Annotated in this window: 16 protein-coding genes; 8 read left to right on the top strand and 8 right to left on the bottom strand. The window is 58.7% G+C overall.

The features are described from left to right. Positions 1-4: 4 nt before the first annotated feature. The 3 genes from LAO20_08840 to LAO20_08830 are packed head-to-tail and all read right to left on the bottom strand — an operon-like array spanning position 5 to position 3,762. Positions 5-2,356: a carbon-monoxide dehydrogenase large subunit gene (locus LAO20_08840; GenBank protein MBZ5531526.1), complete on the bottom strand. Its 2,352-nt coding sequence runs from the start codon at positions 2,354-2,356 to the stop codon at positions 5-7. Beyond that, complete coding sequence (locus LAO20_08835) at positions 2,356-2,841, bottom strand: (2Fe-2S)-binding protein (GenBank protein MBZ5531525.1); 486 nt, start codon at positions 2,839-2,841, stop codon at positions 2,356-2,358. Before LAO20_08835 ends, LAO20_08840 begins: the two co-directional genes overlap by 1 nt. Positions 2,842-2,895: 54 nt before the next feature. Further along, a complete protein-coding gene (locus tag LAO20_08830) occupies positions 2,896-3,762 on the bottom strand; it encodes a xanthine dehydrogenase family protein subunit M (protein MBZ5531524.1) in 867 nt (288 codons plus the stop codon). 269 nt (positions 3,763-4,031) lie between these two features. Between LAO20_08830 and LAO20_08825 the strand changes: the two genes are divergently transcribed. After that, the gene (locus LAO20_08825; protein ID MBZ5531523.1) at positions 4,032-4,913 is read left to right on the top strand and encodes an XdhC family protein; all 882 of its coding nucleotides are present in this window, start codon (positions 4,032-4,034) and stop codon (positions 4,911-4,913) included. Here LAO20_08825 and LAO20_08820 read toward each other — a convergent pair. Both LAO20_08820 and LAO20_08815 read right to left on the bottom strand, forming a co-directional pair. Further along, a complete protein-coding gene (locus tag LAO20_08820) occupies positions 4,910-5,653 on the bottom strand; it encodes a hypothetical protein (GenBank protein MBZ5531522.1) in 744 nt (247 codons plus the stop codon). The genes LAO20_08825 and LAO20_08820 overlap by 4 nt on opposite strands. A 28-nt stretch (positions 5,654-5,681) precedes the next feature. Further along, entirely contained in the window at positions 5,682-6,818 is a 1,137-nt protein-coding gene (locus LAO20_08815; GenBank protein MBZ5531521.1) for an NTP transferase domain-containing protein, read from the bottom strand. A 35-nt stretch (positions 6,819-6,853) separates the two neighbouring features. Between LAO20_08815 and LAO20_08810 the strand changes: the two genes are divergently transcribed. The 3 genes from LAO20_08810 to LAO20_08800 all read left to right on the top strand — a co-directional run bounded on the left by LAO20_08810 (position 6,854) and on the right by LAO20_08800 (position 9,650). After that, positions 6,854-7,372 carry a DinB family protein gene (locus tag LAO20_08810; GenBank protein ID MBZ5531520.1) on the top strand — a complete coding sequence of 173 codons (519 nt, stop codon included), beginning with the start codon at positions 6,854-6,856 and terminating at the stop codon, positions 7,370-7,372. A 222-nt stretch (positions 7,373-7,594) separates the two neighbouring features. Continuing rightward, complete coding sequence (locus LAO20_08805; GenBank protein MBZ5531519.1) at positions 7,595-8,758, top strand: ATP-binding protein; 1,164 nt, start codon at positions 7,595-7,597, stop codon at positions 8,756-8,758. 319 nt (positions 8,759-9,077) lie between these two features. Next, a complete protein-coding gene (locus LAO20_08800; protein MBZ5531518.1) occupies positions 9,078-9,650 on the top strand; it encodes an HD domain-containing protein in 573 nt (190 codons plus the stop codon). Positions 9,651-9,790: 140 nt separating this feature from the next. Here the strand turns inward: LAO20_08800 and LAO20_08795 are convergent, their stop codons facing one another. The 3 genes from LAO20_08795 to LAO20_08785 form a co-directional block, all read right to left on the bottom strand. Further along, positions 9,791-10,765 (bottom strand): SDR family oxidoreductase, encoded by a 975-nt coding sequence (locus LAO20_08795; protein ID MBZ5531517.1) that lies wholly within the window; start codon positions 10,763-10,765, stop codon positions 9,791-9,793. 118 nt (positions 10,766-10,883) lie between these two features. Then, positions 10,884-12,320, bottom strand: coding sequence for a sigma-54 dependent transcriptional regulator (locus LAO20_08790; GenBank protein ID MBZ5531516.1), 1,437 nt, complete (start codon positions 12,318-12,320; stop codon positions 10,884-10,886). 9 nt (positions 12,321-12,329) lie between these two features. Next, positions 12,330-13,151: a HAMP domain-containing histidine kinase gene (locus LAO20_08785; GenBank protein ID MBZ5531515.1), complete on the bottom strand. Its 822-nt coding sequence runs from the start codon at positions 13,149-13,151 to the stop codon at positions 12,330-12,332. Positions 13,152-14,254: 1,103 nt separating this feature from the next. Between LAO20_08785 and LAO20_08780 the strand changes: the two genes are divergently transcribed. Genes LAO20_08780 through LAO20_08765 form a run of 4 tightly spaced genes read left to right on the top strand, consistent with a single transcriptional unit; the run spans position 14,255 to position 17,999 of the window. Continuing rightward, positions 14,255-15,367 carry a sigma-54 dependent transcriptional regulator gene (locus LAO20_08780; GenBank protein MBZ5531514.1) on the top strand — a complete coding sequence of 371 codons (1,113 nt, stop codon included), beginning with the start codon at positions 14,255-14,257 and terminating at the stop codon, positions 15,365-15,367. A 19-nt stretch (positions 15,368-15,386) separates the two neighbouring features. Continuing rightward, positions 15,387-16,181 (top strand): glycosyltransferase, encoded by a 795-nt coding sequence (locus LAO20_08775; protein ID MBZ5531513.1) that lies wholly within the window; start codon positions 15,387-15,389, stop codon positions 16,179-16,181. 56 nt (positions 16,182-16,237) lie between these two features. Continuing rightward, positions 16,238-17,314, top strand: coding sequence for a Gfo/Idh/MocA family oxidoreductase (locus LAO20_08770; protein MBZ5531512.1), 1,077 nt, complete (start codon positions 16,238-16,240; stop codon positions 17,312-17,314). After that, on the top strand, positions 17,256-17,999 hold the full coding sequence (locus LAO20_08765) for an N-acetyltransferase (protein MBZ5531511.1): 744 nt from the start codon (positions 17,256-17,258) through the stop codon (positions 17,997-17,999). The genes LAO20_08770 and LAO20_08765 overlap by 59 nt, the downstream gene beginning before the upstream one ends. Positions 18,000-18,003 lie beyond the last annotated feature (4 nt).

The raw sequence follows: 18,003 nt of genomic DNA, 5'->3' as shown, positions 1-18,003 counted from the left end.
TTGGTTAACTCGTGATTCCCTTTTCCTTCAGGATGTTCCACACCTTCCACGGCGTGATGGGCATATCAATGTGCTTCACGCCCAGGTGGGACAGCGCGTCCACCACGGCGTTGACGAACGCGGCGGGCGAGCCCACGTTGGGCGATTCGCCAATACCCTTAGCGCCGAACGGATGATGCGGTGACGGCGTGACCGTTTTGTCGGTCTCCCAGTTCGGCGTCTCCACCGCGGTTGGCAGCAGGTAGTCCATGAAGGTGCCGCCCTGCACGTTGCCGCTTTCGTCGTAACTGATCTCCTGCATGAACGCGATGGCCAGGCCTTCGGTCAGGCCGCCGTGAATCTGGCCTTCCACGATCATGGGATTGATGATGTTGCCGCAATCGTCCACCGCCATGAAACGCCTTACTTTGACTTCACCCGTGCCTTTGTCAATGTCCACCACAGCGATGTAGGCGCCAAACGGGAACGTCAGGTTGGGCGGATTGTAGTAGTCCACCGCTTCCAGGCCGGCTTCCTGATCTGGTGGATGATTGGTATACGCGGCGAAGGCAATTTCCTGGATGGTCTTGGATTTGCTTGGCGAGCCTTTTACGAAAAACTTGCCGGGCTCCCATTCCAAATCCTGCTCGCTGCATTCCAGCAAATACGCGGCAATCTTGCGGGCTTTGTCGCGAATCTTGCGCGCGGCCACGGCTGTTGCGGCGCCGGAGGTCGGCGTACTGCGGCTGGCGTATGTGCCCAGGCCGTAGGGAGCAGTGTCTGTGTCACCCTCTTCCACCATCACGTCGGCTGCCGGGATGCCCAGCTCCTGCGCGACGATCTGCGCGTAGGTGGTCTCGTGGCCCTGGCCCTGGCTCTTGGTGCCCATGCGGCAGATGGCTTTGCCCGTGGGATGTATGCGGATCTCCGCGCTGTCAAACATCTTGATGCCGGCAATGTCGAAGGTGTGCGCCGGGCCCGCGCCAACGATTTCCGTAAACGTGGAGATGCCGATGCCCATCAGCTCGCCCTTCTTGCGTTTTTCTGCCTGCTCCTTGAGCAGATCTTTGTAGCCGATTTTGTCCAGCGCGAGTTTCAGATTGTCCTGGTAGTTGCCGCTGTCATACTCCCAGCCCAGCGGAGACTTATACGGAAACGCGTTGGCCGGAATGAAGTTCTTCTGGCGAATTTCCGCCGGGTCCATCTTCAGTTCGTCGGCCAGCACGTCCACCACGCGTTCGATCAGGTATGCCGCTTCCGTCACGCGGAACGAACACCGGTAAGCGATGCCGCCCGGCGCTTTATTGGTGTAAACGCCGTCCACTTCGCAGAACGCGGTCGGCAGATCGTACGAGCCGCTGCAGATACTGAACAGCCCGGCAGGAAACTTGGTGGGCTGCGCCGCAGCGTTGAACGCGCCGTGATCGGCCAGCGTCTTCACCCGCAGGGCGGTCATTTTGCCGTCTTTGTTGGCGGCGACTTCGGCCGTCATGTGGTAGTCGCGGGCAAAGCCCGTGGACATCAGGTTCTCCGTGCGCGTCTCAATCCACTTGACCGGCAGGCCGGTGGTGAGCGAAGCGACAACCGCGCACACGTAGCCGGGATAGATAGGGACTTTATTGCCGAATCCCCCGCCGATGTCCGGAGAAATGATGCGGATGTTCTGCTCCGGAATGTTGCCGACCAGCGAGAACAACGTGCGATGCGCATGCGGCGCCTGCGACGTGAGATAGACGGTGAGCTTACTGGTGGCAGTGTTGTAATCGGCCACGCAGCCGCAGGTCTCCAGCGGCGCCGGATGGCAACGCTGGAAGAACGCGTCCACTTTGGCTTTGACGGGCGCGGCGTCGAAAGCTTTATTGGTTGCTTGTTTGTCGCCTACTTCCCAGTGGAAGATGTGGTTGTCTTTCTGTTCGCGATCTTCGCGCAGCAGCGGCGCGCCGGGATCCATCGACTTCTTGGGATCAACCAGCACCGGCAGCTCTTCATACTCCACTTCCACCAGGTCAGCGGCGTCGGCGGCGACGTAGCGGTCTTCGGCCACTACGAACGCCACTTCCTGCGCCTGAAACAACACTTTGCCGGTGGCCAGGACCATCTGCTTATCGCCGGAGAGCGTGGGCATCCATGCCAGGCCGGCTTTGGCCAGGTCTTCACCGGTGATCACCGCCAGCACGCCGGGGAGTTTCATGGCTTTGCTGATGTCCACTTTCTTGAGGCGCGCGTGCGCGTACGGGCTGCGCACCATGTGGCCGAACACCATGCCCGGCAGGTTGACGTCGTCAACGTAATTGCCGCGGCCCTGGATGAAGCGGGAATCTTCTTTGCGCTTGATGGAATGGCCCATGCCACCCACTTCGGGAGTCGTCTTAAACATTATTTTGTCCCTCCTTGCGCCATCTTCTTCGCGGCAAATTGAACCGCCTTCACAATGTTCTGGTATCCGGTGCAGCGGCACAGATTGCCGGAGATGCCCCAGCGAATGTCGGCCTCGCTGGGATTGGGGTTCTTCTGCAGCAATGCATACGACGACATGAGCATGCCCGGCGTGCAGAACCCGCATTGCAGGCCGTGCTCTTCCTTGAAGCCTTCCTGCAACGGATGCCACTTGCCGCCCTGGATGAGGCCTTCCACGGTCATGATCTCCGCGCCATCCGCCTGCACGGCGAACATGGTGCACGACTTCACCGTCTTGCCGTTCAGGATGACGGTGCACGCGCCGCAGTTGCTGGTGTCGCAGCCAATGTGTGTGCCGGTCTGGCCCAGGGCCTCGCGGATAAAATGCACCAGCAGCAGCCTGGGCTCAGCGGCGGCTTCACGCTCCCGCCCGTTGATTTTGATTTTGATCATCTGTTTCGCCATCGCTTGCATTCCTCCGGCAATTTCCGCGACCTGTTTCTGCTTGATGAATGAACTCTATTTGCCTGCGCGTTGCAACGCGATCGCCAGCGCGCGCTTGGTTAATTCCTTGGCCAGGCCTTTCTTATAGGCCACCGGACCACGCAGGTCAGCGCCCGGCTGGGCGTCGTCGGACGCAAGCTGCGCTGCCTGGGCGATGGCGGCTGCGTCGGGCTTCTTGCCGCGCAGCGCATCTTCCGCCTTCTTGGCCCGGATGGGTGTTGGTCCGGCGTTGGTCAGCGCGATGCCAATCTTCTGGATTGCGCCGCCGCCATCGAGCGTCAACTGCACGGCCACCGCAGCGGTGCCAAAGTCGCCGACTTTGCGCTCCAGTTTCACGTACGCGCCGCCGCTCTTGGCGGGCGGAATGGGAATGCGAATCTCAGTGAGAATCTCATCGTGCTTGAGCGCCGTGGTAAACAGCGTGACGAAGAACTCGTCAATGGGGATGACGCGCTCGCCTTTGCTGCCGGTGGCGACGATTTGCGCGCCCAGGGCCATCATGGTCGCCGGATGGTCGTTCGCGGGATCGCCGTGCGCCAGATTGCCGCCGACGGTCGCCATGTTGCGGACCTGCGGATCGGCGATCACGTGGGCGGTATCCAGCAGCAGCGGATACTTGGACAGAACCGGCGAGGCTTCGAGTTCGGCTTCGCGCGTCAGCCCGCCAATCTTCAGGAAGCCGCCGTCTTCCTTAATATAAGAGAGGCCGGCGATACGGTTGATGTCAATGAGGACCGCCGGACGCGCTAGACGCAGCTTCATCATGGGGATCAGGCTTTGGCCGCCGCTCAGGATCTTGGCGTCGTCTCCATGCTGCTGCAGGAGGGCCACGGCTTCAGGGATGGTCTTGGGCCGGAGGTACTCGAAAGCGGCAGGAATCATCTTCCACCTCTTCAAGCTGGATATACCCGATAGAGACAACAGGGTCGTTGCCGCTTTTGGGGAGCGGGAGTTTTATATCACATGCAGCGCGCACGGGGAAAGCGCAGCGCTGCGCGAATCCGTGGAAATCCTATCTGATTAGTTCGACATCTAAGCATTTTCACCCATGATGGATGCCCTTCTCCGTTGCCGCCGGAAGCTGGATGTCCGGGTTTGAATGTCCAACGCAGACCGGGCTATGATACGGTTTAGCTTCACTGCCACTGCCCATGTCTCATGACCTCTATCGTCGCGCCGGAGAGCTGGCCACACAGCGCCAGCCGTTTGCGCTGGCCACCGTGGTGCGCGTGGAAGGGTCGTCGTCCGCCAAGCGCGGCGCAAAGGCGCTGATTGACGCCAAAGGCAACATCGTCACCGGCTGGGTGGGCGGCGGCTGCGCGGAAAGCGCGGTCCGCAGCGAAGCCGTGAAATGCATTCGCTCAGAACAACCCGCGCTCATTACTCTGGACATGCAGGACGAAGTGCTGGGCGTGGGCATGCCGTGCGGAGGAATGATGGACGTTTACATTGAGCCGGTGGTGCCGCAGCGGGAACTGGTCATCGCCGGCCACGGACGAATCGCCGAGACGCTGGCTGCACTCGGCCACCTGATGAACTTCTCCGTCACCGTGCATGATCCGTCCGCCGATCGCAGCAAATTCCCCAACGCACACCGCATCATCAACCAGGATTTTGACGTGAAGGAAGTCACCTTCGGTCCGCGGACGTTTGTGGTCATCGCCACGCTGCACAAGAATGACCATCTCTGGCTGCAGCGGGCATTGGAAAGTAAAACCGGCGAGGGCGGCGCTGCATATGTTGCGCTGGTGGCCAGCGCGCACCGTTCCCGGCTGGTGCTGGATTACCTGCTGGCGGAAGGCGTCTCGCCGGAGAAAGTTGAGAGCGTCTGGGCGCCGGCCGGTCTTGATCTGGGCGCGGCCAGCCCGGAAGAAATTGCCCTCAGCATCATGGGACAGATTGTGGCGCTCACGCGCGGCGGCAATGCCCGCCCGCTGAAGCAGAACAAAGATCACGCAGAGCAAGCAGAAGCCCCGGCCGAAAGTTCCGCCGACAAAGTCATTCGCCAGTGTGAAGCCAATCCCAAGGACTAATTGGCTTCCATCGACCGCGTCAGTACATAGGCACAAACGTTGTCCGCCGGAGCGGGCGGCTGCAAGATGCTAAGCCGGACCTCCTGGTCGCTCAACATCTCTACTTTCCATTCTTCCGTGGTTGAGCCTCCGACCCATTGACGGGCGAATTTGATCCGCCCGGACGCAACATCGTGCTCGTACGTCCCATACCACCTCATGGTTGCTGCAATTCCAATGGGCACACCGACCCACACGGTTTTGTCCACACGAAAGCCCCAATGATCGTTAAGGTGGGCAGAGCTGTGTGGGAGCACAACCTTTTGTCCTTCGTCGCAGGCAACAACTGACTGGACCCGCCACCCGCCCATGAGCGGAATGTCAGCGGGGTTAAACACCACAACTTTGGCCGTCAGCTTCTTCGTTCCATTGGCCACGTTGGCATGAACGGTAGCCGTGGTCCCCGCCGCAACCTCTTTCGCTACGGTGATCTTTCCTGTGGACGGGTCAATTGCAATACCTTTGACTTCAGGCTTGATGGACCAGACCACCGCGGCCTTCAGTGGGATGAGCGGGCCATCAGGTGTGGGATACGCGACGCGAGCTTGATAAGATCCGCCGACGGGAATTTCGATGGGCGAATCCGGCCCGATCTGCGCGTTGTCCATGTCCCAGCGCGCGGCTTTTTGTGGCTGGCAAAGAGCCAGACTGGCGGCGAGAGCCGCATACGTCAGCAAAACACCTCGATAAATTTGCCGCACCGTTCTATGCCGCCTCCGCGTGGCAGTTCTAACCCGCGCTGAACTTGCTGGTTGCGCTATTTCTGGCCGCAACAATTTCCGCCAAGATGCTCAACGCAATTTCCTCGGGAGTTTTCGCGCTGATGGAGAGCCCTGCCGGCGCACGGACCTGATTGAGCCTTGCCTGGGCAATTCCCCGGCGCCGCAAAGCAATCATCACTTCCGCCGCGCGATTCCGGTTGGCCAGCAGCCCGATGTATGCGGCGTTGACGTCCAAAGCTTGCTCAATGGCTTCTTCGTCGCACAGACCGCGGCTGGCGACTACTACAAATCGCTCACCCGGCGGAAGTTGCGAGAAATCCAGCGCATGCAGCACGCGATCAGCTTCTGGAAGTTCTTCCAATGAAAGCAGCGGATCAACAAAAGTTGTACAGAAGCCAAGGACCCGCGCCAGGTGGCCAAGGGCCAAGGCCACGTCATCGTGTCCAACGATGACCAGTTCCGGATGGTTTTCTTCCAGGTGCGGCCGCGTCTCCAAATCCGCCGGCTTCGCCGCCGAGTCTTCGTTCTCCTCTGCGCCCGCGAGAAGGCGCAAGTGCCGCAAATCGTCCGGAGTATCTATGTCCAGAAGGACGCCGATATCGTTGACCGGAACTTTGTGAATCCCCGCCGTGTGGCTGCCAAAGATGGCGCGGCAGCCGACGTCGCCGTCCAGTGCGTTCAGTTCTGCAAACACCGACCGGTCCAGCAAGACGGGATTACCGCGGAAGCCCTTGTATAAAGGTAGAGTGATCTGCGGCGCGTGCTCGCGATGGTAGGCGATCAGCTGGTTCAACGTGGACGGCCGCACGAACGGCTGGTCGGCCAGGACCACAAACGCCGCGCGCGCATCAGGCTCCAGCGCGGCCAGCCCGGCGCGGATGGAAGTCCCCATACCCTCTTCGTACAGTGAATTGATGACCACCTTCAGCCCATCGGTGGGGACCTTCTTTTCGATCTCTTCCGCGCTGGCGCCCAGGACAAGGACGATCTCGCTGACCTCAGAGCCGCGAAGATTGGCCAGCGCGTGCTCCAGCAACGTCTTATCGCCCAGGGGCATCAGTTGCTTGGGCATGCCCATGCGGCTGGAGGTGCCGGCGGCCAGCACAATGGCGGCAACTTGCGAGCTTGGCTTGTTCGTAGCCACGTTGTCCCTTATCTTAAATGGAGGAAGGTGTTGGAATGAACAAGATCGAACAACCGGAGCCGTGGCTTCGCGGCACGCTGGCGGACGTCCCGCCGGTGCAGCGCGCGGTATTGCATGCGCTGGAGCTGGCCCGCGAAGACGTGGAGCGATGGACGGACGGTCTGAGCGATGATGAACTCAACGCCCGCCCCGCCGGTCTTGCCCCCATCGCGTTTCATATCCGGCACATCTCCCGCAGCACAGACCGCTTGCTGACCTACGCCGAAGGCGCGCAGCTCTCCGGCGAGCAGATCGCCGCGATGAAAACCGAACTCGATCCCGGGGCCACGCGCAATGAACTCCAGGCGGAACTGGTGGTGGCCTTGAGCCGCAGCGCCCGGCGCATCCGCGCGTTCCTGCCGCAACAGCTTGCGGAAGAGCGCAAAGTCGGCAAGAAACAGCTACCCACCACGGTGGGCGGACTCTTGGTCCACGTGGCCGACCACACGCAGCGTCACGTGGGGCAAGCGGTGATTACGGCAAAGATTGTGTTGGCGCAGAGAACGGGGAGGTAGTAATGACATGCTGGCATGTCTTGTTTTTTCGACTACACAAAGAAGTTCGTTGCGGTAAAGCCAGCTTCCAAGTGCCAGTGGTCGAGGAGGGATACTGCCCTTAGGATTGCCATTGTTCGGTCACGTTTCAAAGCTGACTTCTCAGTACCGATCCACACAGCCGCGTATGGATCTCGCCTGCGAGTCTATTCCGCATGAAGTGTGAAATGGGAAAATGTATCCATGATCCCCAGACCGTTGAACGATATCTCTGAAGCTGACCTCAGTGCGCTGATAGCCAACGGAGTTGCTGAAGGCCGGACGATCGATTACAAGCGCGTCCTGCCTGGCAACACTGACGCGGAGAAGAAGGAATTTCTAGCCGATACGTCGTCGTTCGCGAACACTGGCGGAGGAGACCTAGTCTTCGGAATGGACGAAGTGGGCGGCCTGCCTACTCAGATCGCCGGCTTGCAGGCGGCGGACTTAGATCTGGAGATCCGTCGGCTGGATAGCATCCTTGCCGCCGGCCTCAGCCCACGCATTCGATATGCGATAAGAACCGTGACGACGGCAGCCGGTGAACGTGTGCTGGTCCTACGTGTCGAACGCGGCTGGGCTGGGCCGCACCGTGTTGTTTTTCAGCAGCACGACAAGTTCTATGGCCGAAACTCCGCGGGCAAATATCCGCTGGACGTGAACGAGCTGCGCACAGCTTTCACACTGTCGAGCACGGTGACGGAGCGCATTAGGGCATTCCGCACTGACAGGATAATCGCGCTGTCGAACAATCAAACGCCATTGCCCTTTATGGATTCGCCGACTGTGGTGCTCCACTGCATACCGCTCGAGGCCTTCGCTGGCGCTGCGCAATACAACGTCCGACCTCTCTACGACAACCCTATCCCCCTGTCGCCGATGGGCACGACGAATTGGGATCGGCGCCTGAACCTGGATGGAGTACTTGCGTTTGGAACGCAGCGCCCCTGCCCCAGCTATACGCAGCTATATCGAAATGGCGTGATCGAGGTGGTTCAAGGCAGAATACTGGCACACGAATACGAAGGCAGAATGGTCATCCCGAGCGTGTCTTATGAACGCTACATCCTTGACTATCTGCCTCGTTGCTTCCGTCTGGTCGAAGCAATTGGTGCAAATGTCCCAGTCGTTGCGGCGTTAACTCTGCTGAAAACCGCTGGCCTGTACATGGGTGTAGATAATCTCTGGGGAGAGCCCGGCTATCCGATCGATTCTAACATTCTCGTCCTGCCTGAGGTGATCGTTGAGAGCTTCACAACGCCCCCGAACCAGGTTCTGAAGCCCCTGTTCGATCTGATATGGAACGCATGTGGACTTCCATCCTCGACTAACTTCGACGCCAACGGGAACTGGATCGCCCGCCGTTGATATTCTCCGAAATCTATAGCCAACAAGAAGAGTTCACGCCATAGTAGGAGGATTCAACACAGCTGTTCGAAGCGGCCGCCCGAAGACGATAAGGGCATATTCGATGCCGCAGGCGTTTTCAAGAGGGTTGGCGACATGTTGTTTACGGGTAGGTTCGGATACGGCAGGTGTCCAGTGCTAAGCATCGAGAAGAAATAATGACGGAGACTGGTTTATGCGGAACTTGGCCCGGCCCCGCTTCTGTGCTGCTAGTTGAACCGTCTCCGCCAAAACTGTCACAATCATCTGTAAGAGTCACCTGCCTTCAAGGAGCACTCGCATGGCTTCTCACGATGACCACGCTCTACCCTCCGGCCCGTTGCAGCGGATCCTGGCTGCCGCGCATTTTGCCGCCCAGCGCCACGCCGGGCAAAGACGCAAAGGGCTCGCCGGCGAACCCTACGTCAACCACCTGATTGAAGTGGCGGAGTTGGTTGCCGCCAGCAGCGAAACCGTGGACGCCAACCTGCTCATGGCGGCCTTTCTGCATGACACTGTGGAAGACACCGGGGTCACGCGCAACGAACTGGAGGAACTGTTCGGCTGCGACGTGGCTACGCTGGTCATGGAGGTTACCGACGATAAATCGCTGCCCAAGGAGAAACGGAAAGCCCTGCAGGTGCAGACTGCGCCGAAGAAGTCGGCGCGGGCCCAAACCCTCAAGCTGGCGGACAAGATTTCCAATTTGCGCTCAATTTTGTCGAGCCCGCCGCCGGACTGGAGCGCGCAGCGCAAGCGGGAATATTTCGAATGGGCGCGAGACGTGATCGCCGGTTTGGCTTCGCCCAACAAGCTTCTCAAAGATGAGTTTGAGCGGACGTATGCGCGGTTTACTGAATTGCAGGAAGGGTGAATTCTAGGAGTTTCGTACCTGAGCGGCTGAAGCCGGCCATTCCTGCGACGGTTACGCAGGCATAAATGCCTGCTCCACCCTCTCACAACCAGCTTTCACGAACAACTGCTTCATGAGACTTTGCAGCTTGGGAACGTTGTCTAGCGAGCGGCCGCGGCCAGATTCGCGGACTGCGGAACAACCTGGCGATACCACTCCACCGTCCGCCGCAGACCTTCTTCAAAACTGATCTCCGGCGAATACTTCAGGTGTTTCTGCGCCAGGCTGATGTCGGCCAGAGAATGGCGGACGTCGCCCACGCGTTCTGGAGCGAACTTGGGCGCTCCGGAGAACCCAATGATGTCCTGCAGCATGCGGTAAGTCTGGTTCAGTGAATACCGCTTTCCGGTGGCGATGTTGAAGACTTTTCCGCAGACTTCGGCGGCCGGCGCGGCACAGGCCAGCAGGTTCGCGCTGACGGCGTTCTCCACGTACGCGAAATCGCGGCTCTGCTCGCCGTCGCCAAAAATGGTGGGCGATTCGCCCTGGAACATCTGGGTAATAAACTTGGCAAGTACGGCGGAGTACAACGAGTTGGCGTCCTGGCGCGGGCCAAAGATGTTGAAGTAGCGCAGGCTCACCGTCTCCAGGCCATACACTGACCAGAAGGCCTGCAAATAGTATTCGCCCGTGAGTTTCTGCACGGCGTATGGAGAAATAGGCCGCGGCAGCATGTCTTCCTTCTTGGGAAGGACTTCGGTTTCGCCGTAAGCCGAAGACGATGCCGCGTACACCACGCGCTTCACCTGCGCCTGGCGCGCGGCCACCAGCAGGTTGAGAGTGCCATCCACGTTCACGGCGTTGGTCAGTTGCGGATCAGCCACCGACTTGGGCACCGAAGGCAGCGCGGCTTCATGAAAAACGAAATCAATGCCTTCGCATGCCTGGGCCAGCCCTTTGGGATCGAGCAGGCTGACTTCACGGAAGTCCAGATCGTCCTTCAGGTCGGCGATGTTCTCCCATTTGCCGGTGGAAAAGTCATCCAGCCCGCGGACTTTTTCGCCCCGCTTGATCAGCTCTCTGGCGATGTTGCACCCGATGAATCCGGCTACTCCGGTGACTAGATAACTTGGCATGATGACTCCGAATGATTGCTTAATATGGTTGCTTCGTAACGACGCCTTAAACGCTGGCCGGGGCAGGGTCTCCCGGCCAGAGTTTTTGATAGCAGGTTGTTGCCCCGGTGCGGCTGGCTCAGTCGCTATTGGCGGCTGTGCCCAACCCGAAGCTGCGTTCCGCTCGGGGTGAAACGCCGTGCTGCTTGATCTTGTACAAGAGCGCCTTGTAGCTGATGTTCAAGTGGGCTGCGGCCAGTTTCCGGTTCCAGTTGGTGCTCTCCAGCGCCCTCTGGATCTCCTTGGCTTCAGCATCATCTTTCAGGCCGCGCACCAGGGCCTTCAACCCGCCCTGGGCCGCAGACCGGCTGCCGCCGTCTTCAATGCTGACCACCTTGCTCTTGAGCTCCAGCTCTTCGATCAAATTATTTTCATTCTCCAGCACCAGGAAACGTTTCACAAAATTGCCCAGTTCGCGCAGATTGCCCGGCCAGTGATAGCGCAGGCATTCCTGGACCAGCTTGTCACTGATGGGAAGCGGGTTCTTGCCGAACTGCTGCGCCGTCTTGTTCATGAAGTGGGTGAGCAGCAAGGGAATTTCTTCGCGACGCTCGCGCAGCGGCGGCACGGTCATGGTAAACGCGTTCAGGCGGTAGTAGAGATCTTCGCGCAGGGTCTTGTCGGCGATGGCCTGCTGTACGTCAATATTGGTGGCCGCCAGGACGCGGGCGTCGGCTGTAATGTTGGAGCGGCCGCCCAGCCGGCAGAACTGTCCGTCCTGGAGAACGTGCAGCAGTTTGGCTTGCAGAGCAGCGCTCATCTCGCCGATTTCGTCCAGCATGATGGTGCCTTTGTGCGCCAGCTCAAATTTTCCCGGTTTGGATTTGCTGGCGCCGGTAAAGGCCCCCTGTTCATAGCCGAAGAGCTCGCTTTCCAGCAGTTCCGCCGGCAACGCGGCGCAATTTACCTTGAGCATGGGACGATGCGCTCGGACGGACATCTTGTGGATCAGGCGGGCCAGGATTTCTTTTCCTACGCCGCTTTCGCCCAACAACAGCACCGGCACGTCCACTTTGGCAATCAACGCCACCTGGGCGCGGATCTGCTTCATCACCGGGCTGGCGGCCAGAAAGAACAGGTCGTCGTCCAGAGTGTCCACAAACTCAGCCCCGGTGGGCTTGTACTTGCTGGCTTGGGCGTCTGGCTTGTTTTGTCCCAGAGCGCGGCGGATAGAAGCGGAAAACTGCGCCGGCTGAAACGGCTTGGTGAGGTAATCAGACGCGCCCAGCTTGATGGCTTGCACCACTTTGTTGGTTTCGTTCACGCATGACATCATCACCACTTTTTGTTCCGGGCGGATCTTCTTGCAGCTTTCCAAGGTCTGCAGGCCGTCCATGCCGGGCATGACCAGGTCCAGAACAATCAGGTTGGGGGCAGGACCGTGGTTCATGCGCTGCACGGCCTCTTCTCCGCTGGCAGCGGTCTCCACGCTGTAATTGTCTATCTCGAGCAGGGTCTTGGTATAACGAAGTACACTGGGCTCGTCATCTACGAGCAGTATATTGGGCGCGCTCATCTTACTCTCCTACCTGGACTGGGATAATAGAACTGAAAACGTGCTTCCTTCTCCTGGGTTGCTTTCCACCCAAATCATTCCTCCGCGGGATTCAACCAGGCGCCGGGCTATGGCCAGACCTAGACCGGTGCCACGGGAGGATGCTCCGGGCAACTGCACGAAGTCCGCAAAGATATCAGCGTGATGTTCGGGAGCGATCCCGGGGCCAGAATCACGCACATCAATGCGAACCGCGTTTTCAATCTTCACGTTCCTCTTGCGTTCCATGTTGAACAAGAAATGACTTTGCGCTTTTCGCCGTTCCCAAAAGCAGCAGGTAACGCTCACGGTGACCTGTCCGTGCTGGGGCGAAAATTTCAGCGCGTTTTCCACTAGATTGGACACAATGTGCTGCAGCTTCAGGGGCTCCACTTTGACGTGAGGGCTGCCCGCGGCCCGCCGGAACTCATATCGGATGGCCTTTTGTTTCGCTACCGCCGACCAATAGTTGAAAATCTCCTTCACTTCTTCATTTACGTCAGCGGGTTCCAGGTCGGGCTCTTCGTCGTTTTGGTTTTGCCGGGGTGCGCGAAGATCGCTGAGGAGCAGAAAGTCCTGAATCAGTTTTTGCAGCCGTTGCGCGCCTTCCTGGATTTCCCCCAGCACTTGGTGCTGACGGTCATTGACTGGACCGAGATGTCCGCTGCGCAAAAGATCGGTGTATCCCAGCATGACCACCAGGGGCGTCTTGAACTCGTGCGCCACTGAAAGGATGGGAAAACAGCAGGCATCCACCGATCCCCGCTCATAGGGGTCCTTGATTTCGTTTTGCTCGGGCGGGATGACCTCCACGATAGAGGTCTCTCTCTCCGCCTTGCAGGTTTGATGCGTATCGGAATCAACAGGAGCGTGACAAACCGGGCAAGCCACGGTACCGGGTTGTCGGTCCTGATTCTCCATTTACCTGCGTCAGCCTTTCTGCAAACAGTTACACAGGACGCTTGCAAACATTTGCTCTACCAAAGCTGCATAGTAGAACTTTTTTGCGCACAAGCCTGTGACTTAGGTCACGTTCAAAAGTGAACATTTCCACCGATGGGCTTACACAAAACAGAGTGCAGTCCACGATGGGTTGAACCCATCTCGCGCCGTTACGACGCGCGCATTTTTGCCAGCCAAGTTGCGGATTGGATTAAGGACTTGAGGAAGCACTCCAGAGAGCGGTATTGACGTCTCCGCGGTCTGCGAGCGGGGCTGAGCGGGTTTCAGGTTGAACGCGGGATCCCGGAGAACACTCCGAAGGCCATCGTCCACGGGCTGAATCGCCGCCAGCGCACGGAAGTTAGAATGTGACTTCATAACCCCTCTTCCAGGTGTCCGATTCCGTCGATACGCGCGCCGGTTACCAAACGCCAAGAAACGCACTCATGATCGAGCGCTTTCTTTCTGGGGCTACGCCTGGGTCAGCGAGCGATCGGCCACTTGGCCAATACACTTTCTTGCTTTAGTACAACACAGTGTCCGTACTATAGGACCAGCGCATTCTGGAATCAAGTGAATATAAGGCGAAATCGGCAAAATCTTTCACCTTAGTCCAAAGTCCACTTGAGTCCAATTTCTGTTCTGCTCTAGACACTACCTTAAAAATAGTGTCCGAATCGGCAAATCCGTTTCGTTTCTGGTGAGAATACCCGCGAGGCTTCGTTGGCAGGCAGCTTACTGGCGAATGTGCTCCTTTTTGGAGGAAAAGGTGTTCCCAATGTGAAAATGTTTTCTCTTTGACCCTTTGTGTCAAACCGTTGGCCGCTCTCTGAAAGCCAACCGTTGCCGCACCCACTTCTCAAGCACAGCGCTAAAGAATCAACAGCTTACAGATGATTCTCCGAGTGTGTTAGTGGCCGAGCAGGTTGGCGTCTGGAATGCACTTAAGGGTGGCGAGACCAAAGGATCGAAATATGTATTTGTCTGCCAGCTACCAGGGGAATACTGCAAGAGCGTTGAACAACGCTCCTTCCAACGGCGCGAAGTTGCCGCCGGAGGAAGTTATCTTTGGGCGCTCGCCCGCTTTGGCGACGATCAGAGAACGGATCCGCAAAGTCGCTCCAACCGACATTCCTGTTTTGATCACCGGCGAAAGCGGCACGGGTAAGGATGCCATTGCTTATCTCGTCCATCATTACTCGTCGGTAGCCAATAAGCCCTTTGTGCACGTGAACTGCGCGGCCATCCCCGCGACCTTAATCGAGAGCGAGCTCTTTGGTTATGAGAAAGGGTCTTTTACCGGCGCTGTGGGCTCTAAGCCTGGCCGGGTGGAAATGGCCAACTCCGGAACGCTATTTCTGGATGAAATCGGAGAACTCGATTCAGGCGTGCAGGCCAAGCTGCTGCACCTGCTGCAGGACGGAACGTTCAGCCGCATTGGCGGGCAGGAAGACAAGAAAGTGCATGTCCGGTTCATTTGTGCCACCAATCGCGATCTGGAATCGGAAATAGCGGCAGGTCATTTTCGCGAGGACCTGTTCTACCGCATGAACGTGGTGAACCTTCACCTGCCTCCGTTGCGCGAACGCCTGGAAGACCTGCCGGCCATGGCCCAGTACTTCCTGCAGAAGTACAACGAAAAACATAACTGCCGGACGGCGCCGTTGTCGGAAGCGGCCATCAGCCGCATGCAGGAGTACCACTGGCCAGGCAACATCCGCCAGCTGGAAAATTTGATGAAGCGCTACGTGGTGCTGGGGTCGGAAGATGCGATCCTCTCCGCGCTGGTGGAGCATGAGTCTGACATCTTCAAGTTCGTGATCCCTCCGGGCCAGCAGATTTCCCTCAAAGACATTACCAAGCAGGCGGTGCGCCAGGTGGAGCGCAAGGTGATCTTGAAGGTGGTGGAAGCCAACGGGTGGAACCGCAAGCGGGCCGCCAAGCTGCTCAGCATCAGCTATCGCGCGCTGCTCTACAAGTTGAAAGAAGTGGGCGTGCCTTCCGAGCGCCGCCGGACGGTCCGGCGCCCGGAGCCCAAAACGCCGGTGGAAGCCCAGGCTCCCATCATCAAGAAAGACAATGACTAAGCAGAGGGAACAAGTCGTTATGATCAGCAAGCGTGAACTCGTCTCCGTGGTGGTCCCCATCTTCAATGAAGAAGACGGGATCGGCCAGCTCAAGCAGAAACTGTTGTGTCTGCGCGACCTCCTGGCAGACGACTTTGATGTGGAGTTTGTTTTTGTGGACGATGGCAGCAGTGATGCCACCGTGTCCGCGCTGCACCATCACTTTGCCGGCCAACCGGTCACTTTCCGCGTGGTCGAGCACATCGTCAACCGCGGCGTGGGAGCGGCGTTTCGCACGGGATTCCAGCATTCCACCGGCGCTTTTGTCTGCACCATTGACGCTGACTGCAGCTATTCCCCGGAAGGCTTGCGGCTGCTCCTGACCACGCTGCGCGTGAGCGGTGATGACATTGCCGTGGCCTCGCCTTATCACCCGCAAGGTGGTGTGGAAGGCGTACCCGCCTGGCGCCTGGTGCTGAGCAAGGGCTGCTCCATGCTCTACCGGATGCTATCGCCGCTCAAGCTGTACACCTACACCAGTATTTTCCGGGCGTATCGCGAAGAAGTGGTGCGGCGCGTGCCCTTCAAGTCAGACGGATTTGTTTCCGCGGCGGAGATCCTGCTGGCGGCCGGCCGGCGGGGCTACACCGTGGCGGAAGTTCCCATGGTGCTGCGCGCGCGCAACCTGGGCCGCAGCAAGATGAAGGTGGCGCGTACCACGCTTTTGCATTTGAAGATGCTGTTCGGCTTCATTCTGCCTGCATCATCTGCGCCCGTGCCCAGCAAGCGGCCGGTCACTGCCATGAGCAAGCGCAAAGAAGCAAACGTGGCCTAGAGATATTCAAGAACCACGACGCCGGCGTGATGCGGACCGGCGAGACCAAAGGGGAGATGAGAAGTATGGTGCGAATCGGGACAGTGGGACTGGGGGCCTGGGGTTGGAACCTGACCAGAAATTTTGCCGAAAACAAGAACTGCAATCTGACCAGCAGCTTTGACCTGGACCAGAAACGGCGCGACTCCGCGGCGCGGGCGTGGCCGGGCGTGCAGCCGGTGGATTCGTTCGAAAAACTCCTGCAGCAGGACATTGACGCCGTGGCCATCGCCTCCCCTGCGGTCACCCACTACGACTATGCCAAGCGCGCCATGCTCTCCGGGCGCGACGTGTTCGTGGAAAAGCCGTTCACCCTCGACGTCCGCCATGCGGAAGAGTTGCTGGAACTGGCCGACAAACACAATCGCATATTGATGGTGGGCCATCTCCTGGAATACCACCCGGTGGTGAAGAAGCTGAAGACGCTGATCACCTCCGGCGAACTCGGCCCGGTCTACTACATCTACGCGCAGCGCGTGAACCTGGGCCGCATTCGCGGCGATGAAAACGCCTTGTGGAGCTTTGCTCCGCACGACATCTCGCAAATCCTTTACATGCTGGACATGGAGCCCACCAACGTGAGCTGCCGCGGCCAGAGCTACATCCAGGACGGCATTGAGGACGTGGTGTTCCTCAGCCTGTTCTTTGACAACCGGATCATGGCCCACATCCATTTGAGCTGGCTGGACCCGCACAAAGTCCGGCGCACCACCATTGTGGGCAAGAACAAAATGGCGGTGTTTGACGATGCCGAGAACACCGAAAAACTCCGCATCTATGACAACCACGCGGAAATGCCGCCGGCCAAGAGCTACGGTGAAGCCATCCAGGTGCGATTTGGCGACATTCATATTCCCCGGGTGGACATGACGGAACCGTTGAAGCTGGAAGTCCAGCACTTTGTGGACTGCGTGCGCGAACGCAAGACCCCGGTTTCCGACGCGCGTGATGGTCTCCGGGTGATTCGAATCATAGAGGCAGCCCAGCGCTCCATGGAGCAGGACGGCGTGCCAATTTCATTAAGGACAGGGCATGATGACAAACTTCATTCATCCAACGGCAACGATCGCCGCTGGTACGCAGTTGGGGCATAACACAGTCGTACACGAAAACGTGCAGTTGGGGGCAAATTGCAGGATTGGCAGCGGCGTGGTGATCCATCCCGGAAGCATGATCGGGAACAACGTCCGCATTGATGACAACACAGTCATCGGCAAGCTGCCCATGAAGGCCGCTCTGAGCGCGGTCACCCAGGACCAGACGCTGGACGCGTGCGTGATTGAAGACGATTGCATGATCGGGGCCATGGTGGTGATCTACCGCGGCTGCCGAATCGGCAAAAAAGTGATGGTCGCCGATATGGCGTCCATTCGCGAAAACGTGGAAGTGGGTGAGTTTACCATCATCGGCCGCGGCGTGACCATTGAGAACAAAGTCAAAGTCGGCAGCCGGTGCAAGCTGGAGACCGAAGCCTACATTACCGCGCTCTCGGAGATCGGCGACGGGTGCTTCATCGCGCCGGAAGTCACCTTCACCAATGACAACTTCCTGGGCCGCACCAAAGACCGTTTCAAATATCACAAAGGCGTCACCATGAAGAAAGGCGCGCGCATCGGGGCCAACGTGACTGTGCTCCCCGGGCTCACGCTGGGTGAAGACGCCCTGGTGGCTGCCGGTTCGGTAGTCACCAAAGATGTGCCGGCCCGCAAGATTGTTCTGGGATCGCCCGCGCGCATCTGGCGTGACGTTCCCAAGGACCAACTGCTGGAGAACCAATAACGGC

The sequence above is a fragment of the Terriglobia bacterium genome (assembly GCA_020072815.1).
Taxonomy (GTDB): Bacteria; Acidobacteriota; Terriglobia; order Terriglobales; family Acidobacteriaceae; genus Angelobacter.
This window is presented reverse-complemented; position numbering and strand designations above follow the sequence as displayed.